Raw genomic sequence first — 17,643 nt, 5'->3', positions numbered from 1 at the left:
CGGGAAGGCGGGCGTGGTCCGTCGGTGATTCCGGGTGTTGTCCGGGGATCAGGGGCAGGTGGCCAGGAGGACGGAGACGACCGTGCAGGCGGCGGTCGCGCTGTCATTCAGGGGGTTGGGGTCGGCCGGAGCGGACACCGTCCGGGTGGCGGTGACCGAGACGCGGCCCAGCGAGAGCAGGCCCAGCGGGACCCGGAACGTCTTGGCGGAAGCGGTGCCGTTGGCGATGGTGCCGTAGACGCAGGTCACGGTGGCCCCCAGGGCGGTGCACCCCGGGGACAGGGCGGTGGCGGACGAGCCCGGCGGCAGCGTCGCGGTGAGCGTGGCCGAAGTGACCGTACCGGGGCCGGTGTTGTGGGCGGTCAGGGTATAGGTGAGGTACGGAACGAGGAGGCTCAGGCCCGGCTGCGCGGTCAGGTCCACGTCGATGTCGGCGGGCGGAAGCTGGTACGTGTACCGGCCCGCGCCGACCACGGCGCTGATGCCGCCCGGGGTGGTGACCTGTACGTCGACCGGGCCCGCGGCGTGCGCGGGGGCGGTGGCCGTGCACGTGGTGGCGGTACAGGACAGACCGCCGGCCGGGTTGCCGGGGCCGAAGGTGAGCGAGGTGGCGCCGCTCAGGCCGGTGCCGTTGACCGTGACGACCGTACCGCCGTCCGTCGTGCCCGCGGACGGGCTGAGCGAGGTCACCACGGGTACGGGAATGTAGGTGAAGCGATCGGCGGGGGACGGCGCACTGGTACCGCCGGGCGTGGTGGCCCGTACGTCCACCGTTCCGGTCCCGGCCGGTGCGGTGGCGGTGCAGGCCGTCGGGGTGCAGGAGACGCCGGTGGCGGGGTTGCCCGCGCCGAAGGTGATGGCGGCGCCCGCCAGATTCGTGCCGGTGACCGTCACCGCTGTGCCGCCCGCCGCGAGTCCGGTGTCCGGGCCGATGGCGGTGACCGTGGGCGCGTCCCGGTGGAAGGCGAACACGATCCGGCCGTCCGCGGCGTTGGCCCCGTTGGTCAGGGTGACCGGCGAGCCCGGCACCGTGCCGGAGACCAGGCTGGATCCGCCGCCTCCGCCACCGCCTCCGCCACCGGTGGTTCCGTACCGGCCGCCGGCTCCGCCCCGGCCTCCGCCGCCGTACCCGGCTCCGCCGCGCCCGCCGGCGCCGGTCGGATTGAAGACTCCCTGTGCGGCGGAGCCGCCCGAGCCGTTCGGGTAGGCGCCCGGGGAACCGTTCGCGCCCTCGTTGTCCGCGCCGGGCCCTCCGGTCCCTGCCGCCCCGCCGGCGGTGTCGGTGCCCGGGCCTCCGCCCGTACCGCCCTGCGCGTCCGGGACCAGGCCGTTGCCGTCGGCTCCCGCGCTGCCGCTGTCACCGCCGGCCGCTCCCGGGAAGGCCGGGGAGCCGATGCCCGCTCCGCCCGCGCCGCCGCCCGAACCGGCGGTCAGCAAGGGGGTGTTGGAGGCCGTGGTCACCGCGACGAGGGCGCCGCCGAACCCGGGTGCGCCGAACTGCGGGTTCGCTGCGGCATGGGCGCCACGTTTGCCGACGGTGACGTTGAACGTCTGCCCGGGAGTCGCGGGCACGGTCGCCACGAGGTGCGCGCCCTTGCCGCCCGGCGTGCCGTCATAGGCGTTCCCGCCTCCGGCGCCGTCGAGGGTGACCAGAGCGCTGGACACGCCGTCCGGCACGGTGAGGCTTCCGGAACCACCCGCCGTGCAGGTGATCGTGGTGACGGCATCCGCCACGACCGGGGCGGCGCACACCCCTTCCGCCGCCGCCGGAACCGCCAGAACCGTCAGGCCGCCCGCGGCCAGTACGGCCGACGCGGCCACCGCCGGCAGGCGGTTGTGCCACCAGGGTCTTGGCCCGCGTAACACGGCAGTCGATGACATCAAAGTCTCCCCTCTCAGCTGCGCCCGACGGCGGCCGGAGGCGAAGACTCCTGGGAAGCCGCGGCCGGACGCTCCGGCACGACGAACCGGAACGCCGTCCCGCACGGCGGCGCCCTCCGTTCGCCGATATCGAGGACCGCTCGCCGGAGCGACGGCCCAGTGATACCGGCGGAAGCATCGCAGCGGCTGACGCGCGGCGCGTGCGAAATGCCGGATCGTCACGTCGGCTCGGGCCGTCCCGGTCCCGGAGCGCTCCGCACACCGGGACCGGGCGGGGAACCTGTCCGCCGTACGAAACCCAGTTCGTCAACGGCCTGGAGCGTGGGCCGCACGTCCGGGTGGATCTTTCCCGCCCGGACGGATTTCGGTGCTGTCGGCCGAGACCGGCCGCAAGAGTTGCCGCATGATCACCAACCCGCCTTCCACACCCGATTCCTCCGACGAGCCGGCACCGGCGCCCGCGCGCCCCAGGCCTTCCCGTCGTACCGTCATCGCCGGTGCGGCCGCCGTCGCGGGAGCCGGTGCGCTGAGCATCGCGGCCGCGTCCGCCGAGACCCCGCAGACGCCGGCCGGCACCGCTCGCCCCGATTGGGAGACCTGCCTCACCCTCGCCCGCGCCATCCTCGTACGGGATGACGACGATCAGCCCCTGGTGCCCCGCTACACGGACATCCTCCTGAAGAGCGGTCTGCCCCGGTCCCGTGCCCGCAAGAAGGTGCTGATCGTCGGCGCCGGGCCCGCCGGGCTCACCGCCGCCCACCTGTTGCGCGAAGCCGGACACCAGGTCACCGTCGTCGAAGCCAACGGCAACCGCGTGGGCGGCCGGATCAAGACCTTCCGTACCGGCGGCCACGAGAACTCCCCCGCACCCTTCGCCGACCCGAAGCAGTACGCCGAGGCCGGGGCCATGCGCATCCCCGACAGTCACCCGCTGGTGACCGGACTGATCGACAGCCTCGGCCTCAAGCGCAGGCGCTTCCACCTGGTCGACGTCGACGGGGCCGGGCGCCCCGCCTACCGCACGTGGATCTACGTCAACGGCATCCGCGTACGCCGGGCCGACTACGCGCGCAGCCCGCAGGAGCTCAACCGCTCCTTCGGAGTCCCGGCGGCCTACGAGTCCCTCCCCGCTGCGCAGATCGTGCGCAATGCCTTCGCTCCCGTGCGCAAGGAGATCGAGGGCAAGAAGGACAAGGAGCTCGTCGAGGGCTGGGCCCGCGTGATCCAGCGTTACGGCCACATGTCGATGTACCGCTTCCTGACCGAGGAGGCGCGGCTGGACGAGCGGACCATCGACCTCATCGGAACCGTCGAGAACCTCACCTCCCGTCTGCACCTCGCTTTCGTCCACAGCTTCATCGGGGCTTCGCTCATCAGCCCCGACACGGCCTTCTTCGAACTCCCCGGCGGCACCGCCACCCTGGCCGACGCGCTCTACGCCCGGGTCAAGGACCTGGTCAGGCTCGACCGCCGCGCCACCCGCATCACGCACGGCGAGGGCAAGGTCACCGTCGACACCGTTTCCGAGGGCCGCGACGGCGCCCCCGTACGGCGCGAGACGTTCACCGGCGACGCCGCGATCATCACCGTCCCGTTCTCCGGACTGCGCCACATCCCGGTGACCCCCGCGCTCTCGTACGGCAAGCGGCGCGCGGTCACCGAACTGCACTACGACGCCGCCACCAAGGTGTTGCTGGAGTTCAGCCGCCGCTGGTGGGAGTTCGACGAGGCCGACTGGAAGCGCGAGCTGGAAGCCGTACGGCCCGGCCTCTACCGGAAGTACCAGCTCGGCCAGACCCCGGAGGACGGGAGCCTGATGGGCGCGCACTCCTCCGTACCCAGGGGCCTGGTCTCCGGCGCGCAGCGCGCCCACTATGCCGCCTGCCGCCCCGTCACCCGCGATCAGCCCCAAGCGGCCCACGTCATCGGCGGCGGCTCGGCGACCGACAACCCCAACCGCTTCATGTTCCAGCCCTCCTACCCCGTCGAGGGAAGCCCCGGCGGAGTGGTCCTCGCCTCCTACAGCTGGTCGGACGACGCCCTGAAGTGGGATTCCCTCGACGACGCCGAGCGCTACCCCCGCGCGCTCGCCGGCGTGCAGGAGGTGTTCGGGCAGCGGATCGAGGTGTTCTACACCGGCGTCGGACGCACCCAGTCCTGGATGCGCGACCCCTACGCCTACGGTGAGGCCTCCGTGCTGCTGCCCGGCCAGCACACCGAGCTCTTCCCGCACGTCCGCAAGGCCGAGGGGAACCTGCACTTCGGCGGGTGTCACACCTCCGTCAAGCCCGCCTGGATCGAGGGCGCCCTGGAATCGGCGGTACGCACCGCGCTGGAGGTCAACTCGGCGCCGTAGGCGGAGCCGCACGGGAGCCGGGGGCGGGAGCCGCGAAGCCGCCGCGCCCGGGCTCCCGTGCCCGCCGGCCCCGCCCGCGTGCCGGGTGGCGTCAGCCCTCGGCGAGCACGATGAGCCAGTCGCCTTCGGCGAACCGGATCCGTTGCCGCTTGTCGGGATTGATCCGCACACCGTAGGCGGGGCCGGTGGCGGCCTCCGCGCGCAGCCGGTATCCGATCGCGCACTCGCGTCGCCGCCGCGCCGACTCGACGACGGTGGCGAACGCGACCTCGCGGCCCGCCCGGACATAGTCGGTGGCCGGCTTCAGGTGGATCTCGTTCCCCTCCGCCCTGAACAACTCCTCGAAGACGGCGGCGAGGTACCGGCTCTCCGAGATCTGGGTCATGAGGAGACTGATCAGCCGACCGCTGACGATGAAGTCGGCACCCTCCCGGGCGGGCGCGAGCAGCCGGTTGCCGTCGTCGGCCATCTCGGTGGTGAGCGCGAGTTCCCGGTGCGCGGCCTCCCCGATCGCCCTCAGGTGCAGCAGGGTGACGAGCGTTCTGTCGTCCGCCTCTGCCGCCGGCTCGGCCTCCGTCCGCGGAGCGAGGCCGTCGGTGGCGGTGCGCCCCGTCTCACCGATGACGATCACGCCGTCGTACGACGGCACGTCCAGCTTGGCCAGGACGCCGGGGTCGGTGATGTCCCCGCTGTGGAAGGCCACTTCGAGATGGCGCCGGCTCATCGCGACGGCCCAATCCCTGTGTGTCGTCGCCTCGTCGCCGAGGGCCACGACGTCCAGGGTGGTTCCGGGACTCACGTACTCGTCGAGCTGTTCCACGATGAGGGGAGCCCGGCGGTTCCAGCCGAGGAGCAGCAGGCGTTCGGCGCCGGGCGACCGTGCGTCCGTCCTCACGATCGCGTCCTCGTCGACCCAGGGGGCCGCGTCCGCCGGCACGGCCGTGTCGTCGTCCTGGCAGATCACGATGATCCCGTCGCTCGTACCGATCACGGTGTCGGGATCCGGGTTGAGCAGGACGCTTCCGTCGGCGCCGAGCAGACCGACCACCGAGGACGTGGCGAACGACTGGAGAGCGTCCCCGAAGGTCCGCCCTGCGAGATCCAGGGCGGGCGTGGTGTAGAACTCGTCGCCCTTGAAGTCGAGCAGTTCCTGGTACACGAGCGAGAGGCCTGGCTGGCGGGCGGTCTGGACGAGGAGCCGGGCGACGATGTCGTCGACGCACAGGACCTGCCCTCCCGGCCCGGCTGCCAGCCGCGCCGTGACGAGGTTGCGGGTGTCGCGGACCGCGGCGACGACCAGCCCCGCGTTCCCGGCACCTGGGACCGCCGCGCCGAGGGCCAGCAGGGTTTTCACCACGTGGGAGTCACCGGCTTCCCCGTCGGGCGGCAGGACGAGCACGGCCTTCGCCGTCTGCGGACTCACCCTGGCCAGCTCCGTGGGGTCGGTGGTGCGGCCGCTGCGGCAGATGATGCGGGTCCTGCCGGTGTCGGTGATGTGGGTGGAGATCTCCTCTTCCATCTCCGTCTTGTCCCTCGGAGCGAGGACGGCGAGGGCGGACCGGCGTTGGTTGGCGTTGGCTTCCACCAACTCCTCGATCACGGGAAAGATCTGGTCGGACCAGCCCAGGATGACCGTGTGCCGCGTCTCGACCACCGTGGAGTGGCCCAGGCGAAGGGCCATGATGCGCCGGTTGATGCCCGTGGTGATCAGACTGACCAGTGTCGACACGAACAGCAGGGCCACCAGGGCGAGCGTCACGGAGGCCAGTACGTACAGGGGAGTCCCGACCGCTCCCCCGATCTTGAGCGTCTGGCCCACGCTGACCCACACTGCCGTGAGCCGACCGGAAAGGGTCGTCGGCGCCGTGCGATCGGCCCAGACGAGCACCATGCTTGCCGGGACCACGACGCTCAGGCAGGCCAGTGCCAGCCAGCCGACCAGTGCCGTGGTTCCCCCGGCCACCAGATGGTCGAACCTGTACCGCAGGCGCAGCCGGAGGGACGTCCTGTGCTGCCCCGCCATTGAAAGCTCCCGAGCCTGAGACCACGCACCCACGGCAGCGGCTCCCCCGCCGCCTCGGGCTCACGTTAGACACTCCCGGACTGCGTATCCCACCCAGGCTCCCCGGCCTCACCCGGAGGAATGAACGTGCGCGGGTAAGTCCACCGGCGTGGCGCGGGCGCGGGCGGCGAGCCGCCCGGAACAGCCGAGGCCCCGCCGCGGGATCGGATGCGGCGGGGCCGGGACGCGTGAGGCTTCAGGACGCCGGCACCGGCTTTTCCGGCGCCAGCGAGTTGCCTGCGGGGATCTTGCCGCAGTCGGACGGGGCGCTCCTGCCCTCGAACCGATCGCCCAGCCAGCTCATCGCGAGGGGTGCCCAGACGACGGGCACGCCGACGTGGCTGAGCAGGTCGAACTGCTGGTACTTGATCGATCCGTTACCGGCCCCGCAGTACTGCCGGGCGAGCGTCCGCACGTCGCCGGCGATCATGACCCCGTCACCGGTGCCGATGCCCGGGCGATTGCTGAAGGTTCCTTCCAGGACGCCGCCGTTGCCCTGCGCGATGTACCCCGGGATCGCCGGGGTCGGCGCCGAGCCGAGGTTGATCCTGTTCACCACCTCGACGAAGGCGGGCACCGAATTCGGGTCGGCGTACTGGGGCTTCGCCAGCTTCTTCCAGGTCAGCCCGGGGTAGTGGCCCAGCGCGTCAACGATCGACCCGTGCTCCAGCTTCTGGTACACCTCCAGGCCGTAGCTACTCAGGTAGGGCTTGAGGTCGATGCCGTACGACCGGGAGACGCCGATGATCGCCATGGGGATGACACCCGACCACACGAGGGAGCCGTCCACGTACTTGAGGTTGTGCGCCGGGTCCACGAGCAGACCGCCCTCGGCGAAGCCCACCAGCCGCCTGTTGACCTCGGGCGCGTAGGCCGGTGCGAGCGCGGCCGCCCAGTTGGTCGCGATGGCGCCGCCGGAGTACCCCATCAGACCGAACCTGGTGTCGGCGTTCATGCCGGTCGCCGCGGACCTGGTCGCGGCACGGATCGAATCCAACGTGTTGGTCGCGTACTCCGGGCCGGCCGCGAAGTTGGCGGCCTGTCCCTCAGTGTCCGGGATGACGAGGTTGTAGCCCTGCAGCAGCAGCGGCACCAGGAAGACGGCCTCGACGTTCGCGATGGCGCCGCCCAGGCTGAGGTCACCGGCGATGGCCCGGGAGGGACCGTCCTCGGGGCTGAGCGAATCGTAGAACGACTGGTAGGAAACGGCCTTGCTGCCATCGCCCGTCAGGCTGCGCACCACCGTGGTCACGTTGGCGGACGGACGGCCCTGGGCGTCGGTCGTGCGATACAGCAGCTGGATCGCCGTGACCGGCGTGGGAAGGCCCACGAGGTGGTACTGAAGCGTCCGCGTCTTCAGCACGGTGCCCGGCGCGAAGGCAGACAGGGGCTCGCTTCCCGAGTAGCGGTAGAACGGGTCGCTCGCGGTAGCACTCGCCGGAGTGGCCGCGGCGGCCGTGGCCACCGGAGCGGCGGTCACGGCCAGCACGGCGACAAGGCCGGTGGCCAGTAGACGAACAGCTTTTCTGGACATGACTCCCCCGAATCGTGGAATGGGAACGCTCGACTTGTCGGAAATGGAAGGTGTCAGCGGGCGGCTCGCCCTCGCCGGTACAGCGGTCCCGGAGGCGGCCTGTTGCGCGGGCACGGCGGTCCTCCGGTGCGGGTGGGGGCGTGGGGATCCGGTGGAGGATGCGGTCGAGGTCCGAACGCATCTGGCGATCCACCAGGTAAACGTGTTACCAACTAGTAAGTAACGTCCCGGAAACCAGCATGGGGGCGATACGGGGCCGTGTCTCCGGTGGGGACAACAGAGATTCGTGAGGTGGATTGTGACCGCGTCCAAACCCGCGGAAAGCTCCGTGGAGCCGCGGTTCGGCGGTATCCCTGTGCACGAGCGGCTCCTGGCCGCCGCGCCGGCCCTGACACCCGCGGTGATGGCCCGGCTCGCCGAGCAGTTGCCCGCCTACGGAGCACTGCCTTCGGAACAGCTCCGCGGCGAGATCAGCAGGGAGGTGGACCGCGGGATCCGGGCCTTCGTCCAGGTGCTGCGCGGCGGCGGACCGCCGGAGGAGGCCGAGCTGGCGAGGATCAGTGAGTCCTCGGCTCGGCGCGCTGACGAGGGCGTGCCGCTGGAGGCCGTTGTCGGCGCCTACCACTTCGGTGCGGAAGAGTGCGCGGCCCAGGTCCTGTCGACGGCCGAGCCGGGCGACCTGCCGGACGTGTTACTGGTCCAGCACCGGCTGCTCGACTACCTCCGACTGGTGAGCTGCGCGGTCGCGGCAGGGTACGTACAGGAGCGACAGGCGGCCCTTGGTGACGAGCAGGTCGCCCGGCAGTCCCTGATGTCCCGGCTGCTGGAGGGCGGCAACCCGCAGGCCGCGGCCGACCGGGCCGGCATCCGGCTGCCTCCGTCCTACCTCGTCCTGGGCATCACCATGGGACCGCACCCGGATGAGGTGCGGCCCGGTGTGAACCACTCTGTCGCCGCTCGCCGCAAGCTCCGGCGGCTGCGCAACGAATTGCAACGCCACACGCCCGATGTCCCACTGTTGTCCGTGCTGTCCGGCGACGGCGGGCTGGTGCTGATCCCGCGCGAGACGGCGGCCGCCGACTTCGGCACCGCGGACCGGCAGCGGCTCACCCGGCTTGTCGAGCAGCTCAGCCGGATGTGCGGCGCCGAGCTGCTGGTGGCGGCGGCCGCGGCCGCACCGGACGGCGTCGCGGACGCCGCCCGGATGGTCGGCGAGGTACGGAGGGTGGCGGAGGCGTCCGGCCGGGGGCCCGGACTCTACCTGCTCGACGATGTGCTGCTGGAGTACCAGCTGAGCCGCCCGGGCCCGGCCAGGGACGGGCTCGCCGCGCTGCTCGGCCCGCTGGCCGGGCGCCCGGAGCTGCTCGACACCCTGCGTACCTTCCTCGCCTGTGGCCTGGACCGGCGCCGGGCCGCCGCCCGGCTCCAGGTCCACCCCAACACGGTGGACTACCGCCTGCGCAAGGCGACGGAGCTCACGAAACTGGACGCGGCGCGGGGCCCCGACCTGCTGACGCTGCACGCCGCGCTGGCCGCCCACGACACCGTGCGGCAGGGCGAGCCCGCTCCGTCCTCGCCCTAGGAGGCGGCCAGGGCCTCCAGGGCGGGGACCGTTTCGGCCGGGGTCGGCAGGGCGGCGTTCTCCGCGCGAAGGCGGACGGCGGCCTCGCCCAGGTCCGGGTCGGTGATGAGGCGGGTCAGGAGCCGGGCGTCGACGTCGTCGGAGGCGGAGCGCAGGGCGGCGCCGGTCGCGGTGAGGGCGTCGGCGTTGGTGAAGTGGTCGGCGCCTTGGGGCAGCAGGAGCTGGGGCAGGCCGGCCTGCAGGGCGGTGAGCAGGGTGCCCGAGCCCCCGTGGTGGATCAGCGCGTCGGAGGCGGTCAGCAGCTCGGCGAGCGGGACCCAGGGTAGCGGGCGGACGTTGTCCGGAAGGGTGCCGAGCGGCGTGAGGTCGGCGTCGCCGACGGCGAGCAGGAACTCGGCATCCACCTCGGCGGCGGCCTCGATCAGGCGGACGATGGCGCGGACACCGTCCAGCTGGGTGAGCACGGTGCCCAACGTGACGGTGACGCGCCGCCGGGTGCCGCGGCGGAGCAGCTCGGCGGGGACGATGCCGCCGCCGTTGTAGGGGACGTAGCGCATCCGCAACCCGCCCGGATCGCCGCCGAGCGAGGCGGGCACGACGTTCAGCGCAGTGGACTCCGCCGGGCCGGACACCTTGTACGTCTCGTACACGTCGGTGAAGTTGGCGGCGAGCCGGCCGGCCATGTCGAGGCCGGAGCTGACACCGAAGTTCTGGATCACCGACGGGATCTTGAGTTTGGCCGCGACCAGCGGAGCGGAGGCCTGAAAGGCGTCGTGGACCAGCAGGTCGGCGCCCCAGTTTTCGGCGGCCTTCAGCAGGCCCTCCACGGTGGGGCGGGAAGCGAACGCGAAAGCGCGGGCCGCCCTGTCGCGGATCTCGTCCGGGGTCAGGTCCGGGGTGACGTAGCGCGTGTCTCCGCCGGTGGACCGCTCGAACGCCTCAAAGAGGGTGCTGCCGTCACCGATCTCAACGATGGGGAAACCGGTCTCGCGGAGCTGCTTCAGCGGCTGCGCGTTCGCGAACAGCACCTCGTGACCGGCCGCACGCAGGGCCTGCGCAGTCGGGATCATCGGGAAGAGGTGGCCGGCCGCAGCCGGTCCGGTGAAGAGAATGCGCACGTTTTCTCCCTGCCAAGTGTTGTGCCGGTCGGGGCGATTCACACGAACTCGCCACTTTCCCTCGGAGAACTACCGGGAACTTACATTCCGTTCCCCTGGCAGGGTCGATAATCGGACGTTCTCGTGCGGGTATTCCGGCCGGAGCGCGGGTGCTGTGCACCCGGGATGTCACGCGTCCTGGATGCGGCGGAAAGGGCGGTCCGCTTCCAGCTCGAAGGCGAGTTCCAGGAGCCCCCGTTCACTGCCGGGGCGGCCGGAGAACATGACGCCGACGGGCAGGCCGTCCTCCGTCACGCTCGTGGAGGGCACCGAGATCGACGGGGTACCGACGACGTTGTCGAGGGGCGTGAACGCGACGTACGCCAGGATCCGTTCGATCAGTGTCTGGTAGGGAACGGCCGGGCTGAGGTGGCCGATGGGCGGTGTGGTGTGGGCGAGCACGGGGGAAAGGACGAGGTCGAGTCCGCGGAACCCCGCCGCGTAAGCCTCCCTCGTGCGCTTGAGTCTGCGCAGCACGCCCGGCGTGCGGCGCCAGCTCTCGAGATACGTCTCGCGCAGCCCCCGGCTGAGGGCGTCCATGCCGCTCCGGTCGAAGTCCGCGCCGAGGGTCCGGCCCGTGACGCCGAGGAGGAACGACAACATCCCCCAATAGGTGAGGAAGTCCTGCGTAAACCGGGGGTCGATGGCCGGCTCCACCGGCTCCACCGTGTGGCCGAGCCGTTCGAGCGTGGCCACGGTGCCCATCACGGCCTCCCGGGTGACCGTGTCGCAGGGGACGCCGTTCGGCGAGTCCAGCAGGAACCCGACGCGCAGCCGGCGCTCCGAGGGCCCTTCGACCAGGCCCAGCGGCGGCAGTTTCGGGTTGCGCCAGTACGTCTCGGCGGCGGCGAGGAACGTGGCGGTGTCCCGCACCGAGCGGCTGACGATGCCGTCGGAGACGAGGTCGAGCGGCAGTTGACGACTCTGGGCGTTCGCCACGACCCGGCCACGGGTCGGCTTGAGCCCGACGAGCCCGCAGCAGGCGGCGGGGATCCGGATGGAGCCGCCGCCGTCGTTGGCGTGTGCGATCGGTACCGCGCCCGAAGCGACGAGCGCGGCGCTGCCGCCCGACGAACCACCCGCCGAGTAGCCCGTGTTCCACGGGTTGCGGACCGGCTCGGCGCCCTCGTACTCCGTGGTCGGACTGAAACCGAACTCGGGCAGCCGGGTCTTGCCCAGCACCACGCACCCGCTGCTGAGGAACTGCCGGGTGAACGGCGCGTGCCGCCGCGCCGGCCGGGGGTTGAAGGCGGCACTGCCGTGGCCGGTCGGCAGTCCGGTGTAGTCGGTGTTGTCCTTGATGAAGGTCGGCACCCCGGCGAAGGCCCCGCCCGCCCCGGTGGCGTGCGCCGGGACGTCGATGTGCACCTGGATCGCGTGGAGCCGCGCCTCGACCGTACGGACCCGCTCCGCCGCGTCCCGGGCCACCTCGCCGGCGCTGATCTCGCCCCGCCGTATCGCCTCGGCGAGACCAACGGCGTCATGCTCCCCGAGGGCGTCATCCCGGAAGGCGTGCACCGTGGTTGCTTTCTCGAAAGTCGACACCGCTACCTCAGCCCCCGGCCGTATGAATGGTCTCCGGCCATCATCCATTACCGGCAAGTAACTCGCCAGGGGGCAGCGTGACCGCGATGCCGTCGGGCGGCCCGCGCCGTGCGGAATCGACTCGCCTCTGATCAAGGATCCTGGCACCCTGCCCCTCGTGCATGCAGACCCATCGACCAGGCGCGACGTCTCGTCCGCGGCCGCTTCCCCGACGCGCTCTCCGTGGTCCTCGCAGGCTCCACGGCCACCGGACGAGACACTGCCGGCAGCGACCTGGACATCGCGGTGCTCATCGAGGACGGCGGCGTGACCTGCCGGGAAACGATCCGGTTCGAGGGACGTGTCGTTGAACTCTTCGTCCACACCCGTACCGGTCTCCTGGAGCTCTTCGCCGCAGACGTCGCCGCACGGCGGGCGGTCCTTCAGAACATGTACGCCTCCGGTCTCGTTCTGGTCGATTCCAAGGGCGAGGCCGGGCGCGCTCGCGCCCTGGCCGAAGCGGACCTTCGTGAAGGTCCGCCCGCGCTGGAAGCGGAGACCGTCGACACGAAGCGCTACGGTCTGACGGACGCCCTGGACGACCTCACGGACGCGATTGACCCCATCGAGCGTCTGGCCGTGGCCGGGTACGTGGTCAATGCCGCCGCCGATCTCCTCTGCGACCACCATCACGCGTGGATCGGCGGCGGGAAGTGGTTGCCCCGCCGCCTGCTGGCAGCCGACCCGCAGCGCGGAGCCGCCCTTCTCGAAGGACACCACCACTTGTGCGGGTCGGGCGACCCCGCTGAACTGATCAGCGCAGCGTTGAAGGTGCTCGACCTCGTCGGCGGCCCTCTCCGCGAGGGATACCGCAGGACCTGGCACGGCACCATCGACTCGGTTGCCGCGGCGCGCTGACACAGAATCGACAGCCGTCCGCAGCCAGCGACTGCATCCTTTGGCCTACTGTGTTTTCGGCCCTGCGGAGGACGATCTTGCGGCACCGCCGCGAGAGGGTTGATCCGTGCGAACAACCATCGGATACACCGTCGAAAGCATCGGCTACGTCGTAGGAGCCCAGGGGCTTGTCAGCTTCGCTTCGCAGACCTTCTTCGGCACGGAGTGGGGCTGGATGCACAAGGTCGTCGACCTTCCGTCCCCCGCTTACCTCGGCATCGTCGTCGTGGGGCTGGCGCTCATCGTCGGCGGGGTGAAGACGCGGAAGGCGCCCGAGCGCCGGGAGGCCGCCTGACCGGCAGGCCTTTCCGGTGCGCATCTTCGTGCGGCCTTCAGAGATCTTCTCGACCTATGTGGCTGCGGCAGGCGTCGACCAGGGCTGACAGCCGCGCCAACACAGCCCCTACTTATCGGACTTGGCGGGAATCAGGTCGAAGTGGTCCCGCTGGTACTGGAAGAGCAGGCAGTCGTCTCCCTTCTCGCAACCGCTCAGGTGCGGCTTGTCCGCCGGGAGCCTGTAGTAGGAGCCGGCGGGGTACTGGACGCGCTTTCCGTCGATCTCCGCGTAAAAGGTTCCCTTGAGTACGACCGTGGGGAGGTCCTGCTTGTGGTAATGCTCCGGGTTGTCCTTCCCCGCAGGGAAGGACACGAACGCCTCGTAGTCACCGCTCCCTGCGAGATCGCCCCGCACGTTCGCGTACTTCACCCCGCCGGACTCCGGGAGTTCCTGCCACTTGCGGCTGGGCTCGGGGAAGGAAAGGAACTCGGACCGGGCCTGATGTGCCTGGCTCGTCATCGCGGTCGGGGACGCCGACGCGGCTGCGTTCGCGCCGTCCGTCGCCTGCGCACCGGACGAGCAGGACGCCAGCAGGGTGGCCAAAGCCGTGGCAGCCACAACCGCGGATGTCTTCCTCGCTTTGCCGTGCATGGTCTCTCCTTGTGTGGTGCGCTTCATCAGGGCGCACGCCGAACGGAACAGGAATCAAGTTCGCGATGATGCCCGCGATTCGCTTCCTCGCAGTAAGGCGAGCGCCGGGCACTCGTCCATCGTTACTTCCCCGCCGACTGGCAGCAATGACGACTTTGTGGCAGATCCAGACATGGGCCAAACGTCCGTACTGCAGCGGCGGTGTCGGTGTCGGTGGGACCGTCTAGCCTGCGTTCCATGATCGAAGGGGAATACGCCGCACCGTCAACCCGTGCGCTCGCCGACGAGGTCGCGGCCGTGCTGGCCGACCGCCGCGACCCGGGCGTGGAGACGTTCGAACGGCTGCTCAGCGCCGTGGTGGTGCACGCCTACCGGGACCGGGAGGCGCTGACCGCCGCGCTGAAGTCCGTCCCGCGCGAGTTCGCGGTACGGCCAAGCTCGCAGGTGGCGTGCCTCGCGGGCATCGTCGGCGCCGCGGTGGAGCCCGTACGGGCCGAGGAGTCCTGGGAGAACGCCGGGGCGGGCTGGCTCGAACTGTGCCAGCACGTGGCGCTGGACTACATCGCGGGGGCGCGTGTGGACGAACTCCACGCACGGCTGCGGGCCGGCGACCCCCTCCCGTTCCCGCTGTCCGTGCCCAGCGGGCCGACCGGTGCGGTGGAGCCGCGCCATCTGGTCGAGCGGCTCGCGGAGTACGGACGCCTCGGCGTCCGGCCCGGCCCGGCGGATCTGGGGCAGGCACTGCTGCGCTGCGGCGGCCCGGTCGACGCCGAAGCCGTGCGCGCCGCCGAGAAGCTGGAGCTGGCGGAGGGGCCCCGGGTGGCCGACTGGCTGCGGCAGGGTGGGCTGCCGCAGCCGGCGGGGTGGCGGGAGCGCGAGTCCGGTGCGCCCGAACGTCCCAGCAGACGCCGGGGAGCACGCGTCGGCCGCCGGATCCTGGTGGGGCACGAGGCGATCGAGGGCCGCGGCGCGTTCCCCCGGCAGTTCTGGTCGCTGTTCCGGAAGTTCGAGCCGGGCATCTCCTGCCCTCACTGGTCCCTGCCGGACTTCCGGGACGCGCACACGGTCGCGACCCTGCCCTGGCACCCGGAGATCGCGGCGGCCCGGTTGCTGACGGGGGTCGCGTCGGCGGCCGACAAGGACGGCGGCCGGGGCGCGCCCGCCTTCCTGGAAGCGCTCGCCGCGGCCGACGGCCCGGCCGGACCGGCCGTGCACCTCGCCCTCGCCTACGGACTCGCCTCGGTTCCCCAGGAGGACCGGAACGCAGCCGTACGGGCGCTGATCCTGCTGGCCGCGCGCGGCAGGCTGGACGGGGAGCTGCTGGGCAGGGAACTCGCCGAGCTCGTGGGGCTGGGCACGCTCAAGGTGACCCTGGTGACCGAGTCGCTGAGGGCGGCGGCCGTCGCTCCGCAGGGCGGCGCCCCGGTCTGGGCGGTCCTGGCCGCCGGACTCCCGGGCCTCCTGGCCTGCACCCGGCCGCAGGCGCACGGGGCGCTGCTGGCCGTCGCGGCGGACTCCGCACGGGTGTCGGGCGCGCGCGGGGACATACCCGAGGTGACCGCTCTGGCTCAGCGGTCAGGGTCGTCCCGCCTGCTCAAGGAGGCCCGACGGCTGCGCGACACGCTGGCCGGGCTCTGAGATCACGGGGCCCGGCGGTCGGCCGCGTCGAAGCGGGCGAGTGCGAGGGCGCCGGCGCGCAGCGCCCGCTCCAAGGCCGGGGCGAGGCCGTCGTCGAGGCCGCCGAGGGCCTCGGCGGCCTCCTCTACCGCGTCCCGGGCGATCTCGGCGGCGACCTCCTCGGCCGGGGTGCGCGGGCCCAGCTTGCTGACGGCTGCCGCCGCCCGGGCCGGGGTGAGCAGCGCGGCGACCTGGCCGAGGAGCCAGCCCGGAACCCCGGCCGCGCCTTCGGCGGGCGCCCGGTACGGGCGCGAGCCGTCGAAGCGTTCGTCCTCGGCGAAGGCGGGGTGCTTGAACTTGGCCACCGGGCGGGCGGCCGGGCCGGTGTCGGCGCCGTCGGTGGTCCCCCATTCCTCTGCGGGCTTGACGACGAGCCCCTCCGCGAGGTTGCCGGGTAGTTCCGGCAGGCCCAGCAGAGCCGGTACCCGGGTCGGGAACACCGGCGTCCGCTCCTGTACCTGGGCGAGCGTCCCGCGCGCGATCAGCGGGGCGCAGTGCAGGCCCGCGGCGTCGGCGGCCTCCCGCAGCGCCCGGTCGCCGACCCAGCGGGTGCCGCCACCCGCCGTCTCGACCGTGGCGTCGAACGGCATCCAGAGCAGGCCCGGCGCGTACCAGACGCCGGTCTGCACCGGATCGGTACCCGGCGAGGGCGGTACGTCCGGGTGCGGGTAGCGCCCGCCGGCCAGTTCACCGTAGACCGTGACCGGTGCCGAGGGACCGACGCCGTACGCGCGGCGCAGGGCGGCGGCGCAGCGGTCCGCGGCGACGGCCAGGGCCGGCCAGATCCGGCCCACGCCGAAGAAGTCGTCGAGTCCGCTCTCGCCGAGCAGTTCGCGGCGCTTGGCCGGGCGCACTCCGGCCCGGTCGCACACGACGGCGAAGTTCGCCCCGTGGACCTTCTCCAGCGCGACCCACTCCCGGGCCGCCCGCGCCTCGCCCAGCCGGGCCCGGGAGGGGATCTTGGGGTACGGCGACCAGCCGCTGTCAGCCGTCATGCCGACCGCCGCCGTGCTGGTGCTGTTCGGGCAGCCGGCTGTCGGGGTGCGCCCACAACAGCACGTTGTCGGGGCGCGCGTCGCCGAAGAAGTCGAGGACGTCCTGGTCCGAGTGGCGCAGGCTGAAGTGGGTGAGGACGAAGAGCGTGTCCGGGTGGGCCTCGACGACGGGCCGCAGCCGGCTCCACACGGTGTGCCCGACCCGGTCGGCCCGGTCGAGTTCGGCGTCGTCGAGGTAGGTGCATTCGGTGATGAGCACCGGGTACGCGAAGAGCCACGGGTTGTCCTCGAAGACGCTCACGTGGGTGTCACCGAGGAACGCGAACAGCGGCCTCAGCACCTCGTGTTCCACCTCGGCGCCCTCCTTGCGGCGCTGCGCGAGGACACGCCCGAACTCGGCGCCGCCCCGACCCTGTGCGGCGAGGGAGCGGCGCAGCTCCTCGTACTCGGGCAGCAGTTCCCTGCGGCGCTCGGAGAACGCGTAGCCCACGCACGGCACCTTGTGCGCGCACTCCACCACCCGTACGTGGTGCCCGCGGCGGCCGAAGGTGAACTCGTCGCCGCCGCGCACTCCGTGCAGCCGGCAGTTCGCGGCGAGGGCGGGGTCGTAGGCCGTGCCGTGGTTGAGTTCGGCGGAGGCCCGCAGGTAGCGCTCCACGTACGGGACGGCGGGGGCGGGCAGGTGGATGTCGACGCCGGCGGGTCTGGCGGCGAGGTAGTCGAGGTCCTTGGAGTGGTCGTGGTGGGTGTGGGTGAGGAAGACGGTCTCCGGCTGACGGCCTTCCGCGAGGCCGGCGTCGAGCGCGCAGCGCAGTTCGGGAATGTGGAAGAACGTCTTGTCGTTGGCGCGCGAGTACCCGGTGAGGGTCAGCTCGGTGCCGGGCATGCGCCAGGTCTTCCACTGGCGGAACGGGTGTCCCCGTTCGAGCCGTTCGGGGTGGGCGGGGGTCCGCGCGGGGGCCTGTGCCATCGGTGCCTCCGTCGGACCGC

General features: G+C 71.9%; 13 protein-coding genes. 5 read left to right on the top strand and 8 right to left on the bottom strand.

Annotated features, from left to right (window positions below):
* Positions 1 to 48: 48 nt before the first annotated feature.
* Positions 49 to 1,881: an IPT/TIG domain-containing protein gene (locus ACFWBN_RS09060; protein WP_385172886.1), complete on the bottom strand. Its 1,833-nt coding sequence runs from the start codon at positions 1,879 to 1,881 to the stop codon at positions 49 to 51.
* A 403-nt stretch (positions 1,882 to 2,284) separates the two neighbouring features.
* Here ACFWBN_RS09060 and ACFWBN_RS09055 point away from each other — a divergent pair, with 403 nt between their 5' ends.
* Positions 2,285 to 4,237 carry a flavin monoamine oxidase family protein gene (locus tag ACFWBN_RS09055; RefSeq protein ID WP_385172882.1) on the top strand — a complete coding sequence of 651 codons (1,953 nt, stop codon included), beginning with the start codon at positions 2,285 to 2,287 and terminating at the stop codon, positions 4,235 to 4,237.
* A 91-nt stretch (positions 4,238 to 4,328) separates the two neighbouring features.
* Here the strand turns inward: ACFWBN_RS09055 and ACFWBN_RS09050 are convergent, their stop codons facing one another.
* Together ACFWBN_RS09050 and ACFWBN_RS09045 are read right to left on the bottom strand one after the other, a co-directional pair.
* Positions 4,329 to 6,260 carry an NAD-binding lipoprotein gene (locus ACFWBN_RS09050; RefSeq protein ID WP_385172879.1) on the bottom strand — a complete coding sequence of 644 codons (1,932 nt, stop codon included), beginning with the start codon at positions 6,258 to 6,260 and terminating at the stop codon, positions 4,329 to 4,331.
* Positions 6,261 to 6,495: 235 nt separating this feature from the next.
* Complete coding sequence (locus tag ACFWBN_RS09045; RefSeq protein ID WP_385172876.1) at positions 6,496 to 7,833, bottom strand: lipase family protein; 1,338 nt, start codon at positions 7,831 to 7,833, stop codon at positions 6,496 to 6,498.
* Between the two features lie 298 nt (positions 7,834 to 8,131).
* Here ACFWBN_RS09045 and ACFWBN_RS09040 point away from each other — a divergent pair, with 298 nt between their 5' ends.
* Positions 8,132 to 9,415 (top strand): PucR family transcriptional regulator, encoded by a 1,284-nt coding sequence (locus ACFWBN_RS09040; RefSeq protein ID WP_385172873.1) that lies wholly within the window; start codon positions 8,132 to 8,134, stop codon positions 9,413 to 9,415.
* On the opposite strand, the gene ACFWBN_RS09035 is transcribed toward ACFWBN_RS09040, so the two are convergent.
* Both ACFWBN_RS09035 and ACFWBN_RS09030 read right to left on the bottom strand, forming a co-directional pair.
* Positions 9,412 to 10,533 (bottom strand): nucleotide disphospho-sugar-binding domain-containing protein, encoded by a 1,122-nt coding sequence (locus tag ACFWBN_RS09035; protein WP_385172870.1) that lies wholly within the window; start codon positions 10,531 to 10,533, stop codon positions 9,412 to 9,414. The two genes, ACFWBN_RS09040 and ACFWBN_RS09035, sit on opposite strands and share 4 nt — an antisense overlap.
* Before the next feature lie 168 nt (positions 10,534 to 10,701).
* Positions 10,702 to 12,117 (bottom strand): amidase, encoded by a 1,416-nt coding sequence (locus tag ACFWBN_RS09030; protein WP_385172866.1) that lies wholly within the window; start codon positions 12,115 to 12,117, stop codon positions 10,702 to 10,704.
* Positions 12,118 to 12,225: 108 nt separating this feature from the next.
* On the opposite strand from ACFWBN_RS09030, the gene ACFWBN_RS09025 reads away from it, so the two are divergent.
* Positions 12,226 to 13,014, top strand: a complete 789-nt coding sequence (locus ACFWBN_RS09025) for a nucleotidyltransferase domain-containing protein (RefSeq protein WP_385172863.1) — start codon at positions 12,226 to 12,228, stop codon at positions 13,012 to 13,014.
* A gap of 106 nt (positions 13,015 to 13,120) precedes the next feature.
* Positions 13,121 to 13,348 carry a hypothetical protein gene (locus ACFWBN_RS09020; protein WP_385172861.1) on the top strand — a complete coding sequence of 76 codons (228 nt, stop codon included), beginning with the start codon at positions 13,121 to 13,123 and terminating at the stop codon, positions 13,346 to 13,348.
* Between the two features lie 108 nt (positions 13,349 to 13,456).
* On the opposite strand, the gene ACFWBN_RS09015 is transcribed toward ACFWBN_RS09020, so the two are convergent.
* The gene (locus ACFWBN_RS09015) at positions 13,457 to 13,981 is read right to left on the bottom strand and encodes a cupin domain-containing protein (protein ID WP_385172858.1); all 525 of its coding nucleotides are present in this window, start codon (positions 13,979 to 13,981) and stop codon (positions 13,457 to 13,459) included.
* Positions 13,982 to 14,218: 237 nt separating this feature from the next.
* Between ACFWBN_RS09015 and ACFWBN_RS09010 the strand changes: the two genes are divergently transcribed.
* Positions 14,219 to 15,619, top strand: coding sequence for a hypothetical protein (locus ACFWBN_RS09010; protein WP_385172855.1), 1,401 nt, complete (start codon positions 14,219 to 14,221; stop codon positions 15,617 to 15,619).
* Between the two features lie 2 nt (positions 15,620 to 15,621).
* Here ACFWBN_RS09010 and ACFWBN_RS09005 read toward each other — a convergent pair whose 3' ends face one another.
* Together ACFWBN_RS09005 and ACFWBN_RS09000 are read right to left on the bottom strand one after the other, a co-directional pair.
* Complete coding sequence (locus ACFWBN_RS09005; protein ID WP_385172852.1) at positions 15,622 to 16,653, bottom strand: RNA ligase family protein; 1,032 nt, start codon at positions 16,651 to 16,653, stop codon at positions 15,622 to 15,624.
* Positions 16,643 to 17,623 carry an MBL fold metallo-hydrolase gene (locus ACFWBN_RS09000; RefSeq protein WP_385172849.1) on the bottom strand — a complete coding sequence of 327 codons (981 nt, stop codon included), beginning with the start codon at positions 17,621 to 17,623 and terminating at the stop codon, positions 16,643 to 16,645. Before ACFWBN_RS09000 ends, ACFWBN_RS09005 begins: the two co-directional genes overlap by 11 nt.
* Between the last annotated feature and the right edge of the window lie 20 nt (positions 17,624 to 17,643).

The organism is Streptomyces sp. NPDC059989 (assembly GCF_042736975.1).
Taxonomy (GTDB): Bacteria; Actinomycetota; Actinomycetes; order Streptomycetales; family Streptomycetaceae; genus Streptomyces.
Note: the sequence above shows the minus strand (reverse complement) of the source record. Positions and strands in the feature narration are given on the sequence as shown.

Coding starts and splice junctions, on each gene's coding strand:
- ACFWBN_RS09060 (WP_385172886.1), bottom strand. CDS start 1,881: ATGTCATCGACTGCCGTGTTACGCGGGCCAAGACCCTGGTGGCACAAC.
- ACFWBN_RS09055 (WP_385172882.1), top strand. CDS start 2,285: ATGATCACCAACCCGCCTTCCACACCCGATTCCTCCGACGAGCCGGCA.
- ACFWBN_RS09050 (WP_385172879.1), bottom strand. CDS start 6,260: ATGGCGGGGCAGCACAGGACGTCCCTCCGGCTGCGCCTGCGGTACAGG.
- ACFWBN_RS09045 (WP_385172876.1), bottom strand. CDS start 7,833: ATGTCCAGAAAAGCTGTTCGTCTACTGGCCACCGGCCTTGTCGCCGTG.
- ACFWBN_RS09015 (WP_385172858.1), bottom strand. CDS start 13,981: ATGCACGGCAAAGCGAGGAAGACATCCGCGGTTGTGGCTGCCACGGCT.
- ACFWBN_RS09010 (WP_385172855.1), top strand. CDS start 14,219: ATGATCGAAGGGGAATACGCCGCACCGTCAACCCGTGCGCTCGCCGAC.
- ACFWBN_RS09005 (WP_385172852.1), bottom strand. CDS start 16,653: ATGACGGCTGACAGCGGCTGGTCGCCGTACCCCAAGATCCCCTCCCGG.
- ACFWBN_RS09000 (WP_385172849.1), bottom strand. CDS start 17,623: ATGGCACAGGCCCCCGCGCGGACCCCCGCCCACCCCGAACGGCTCGAA.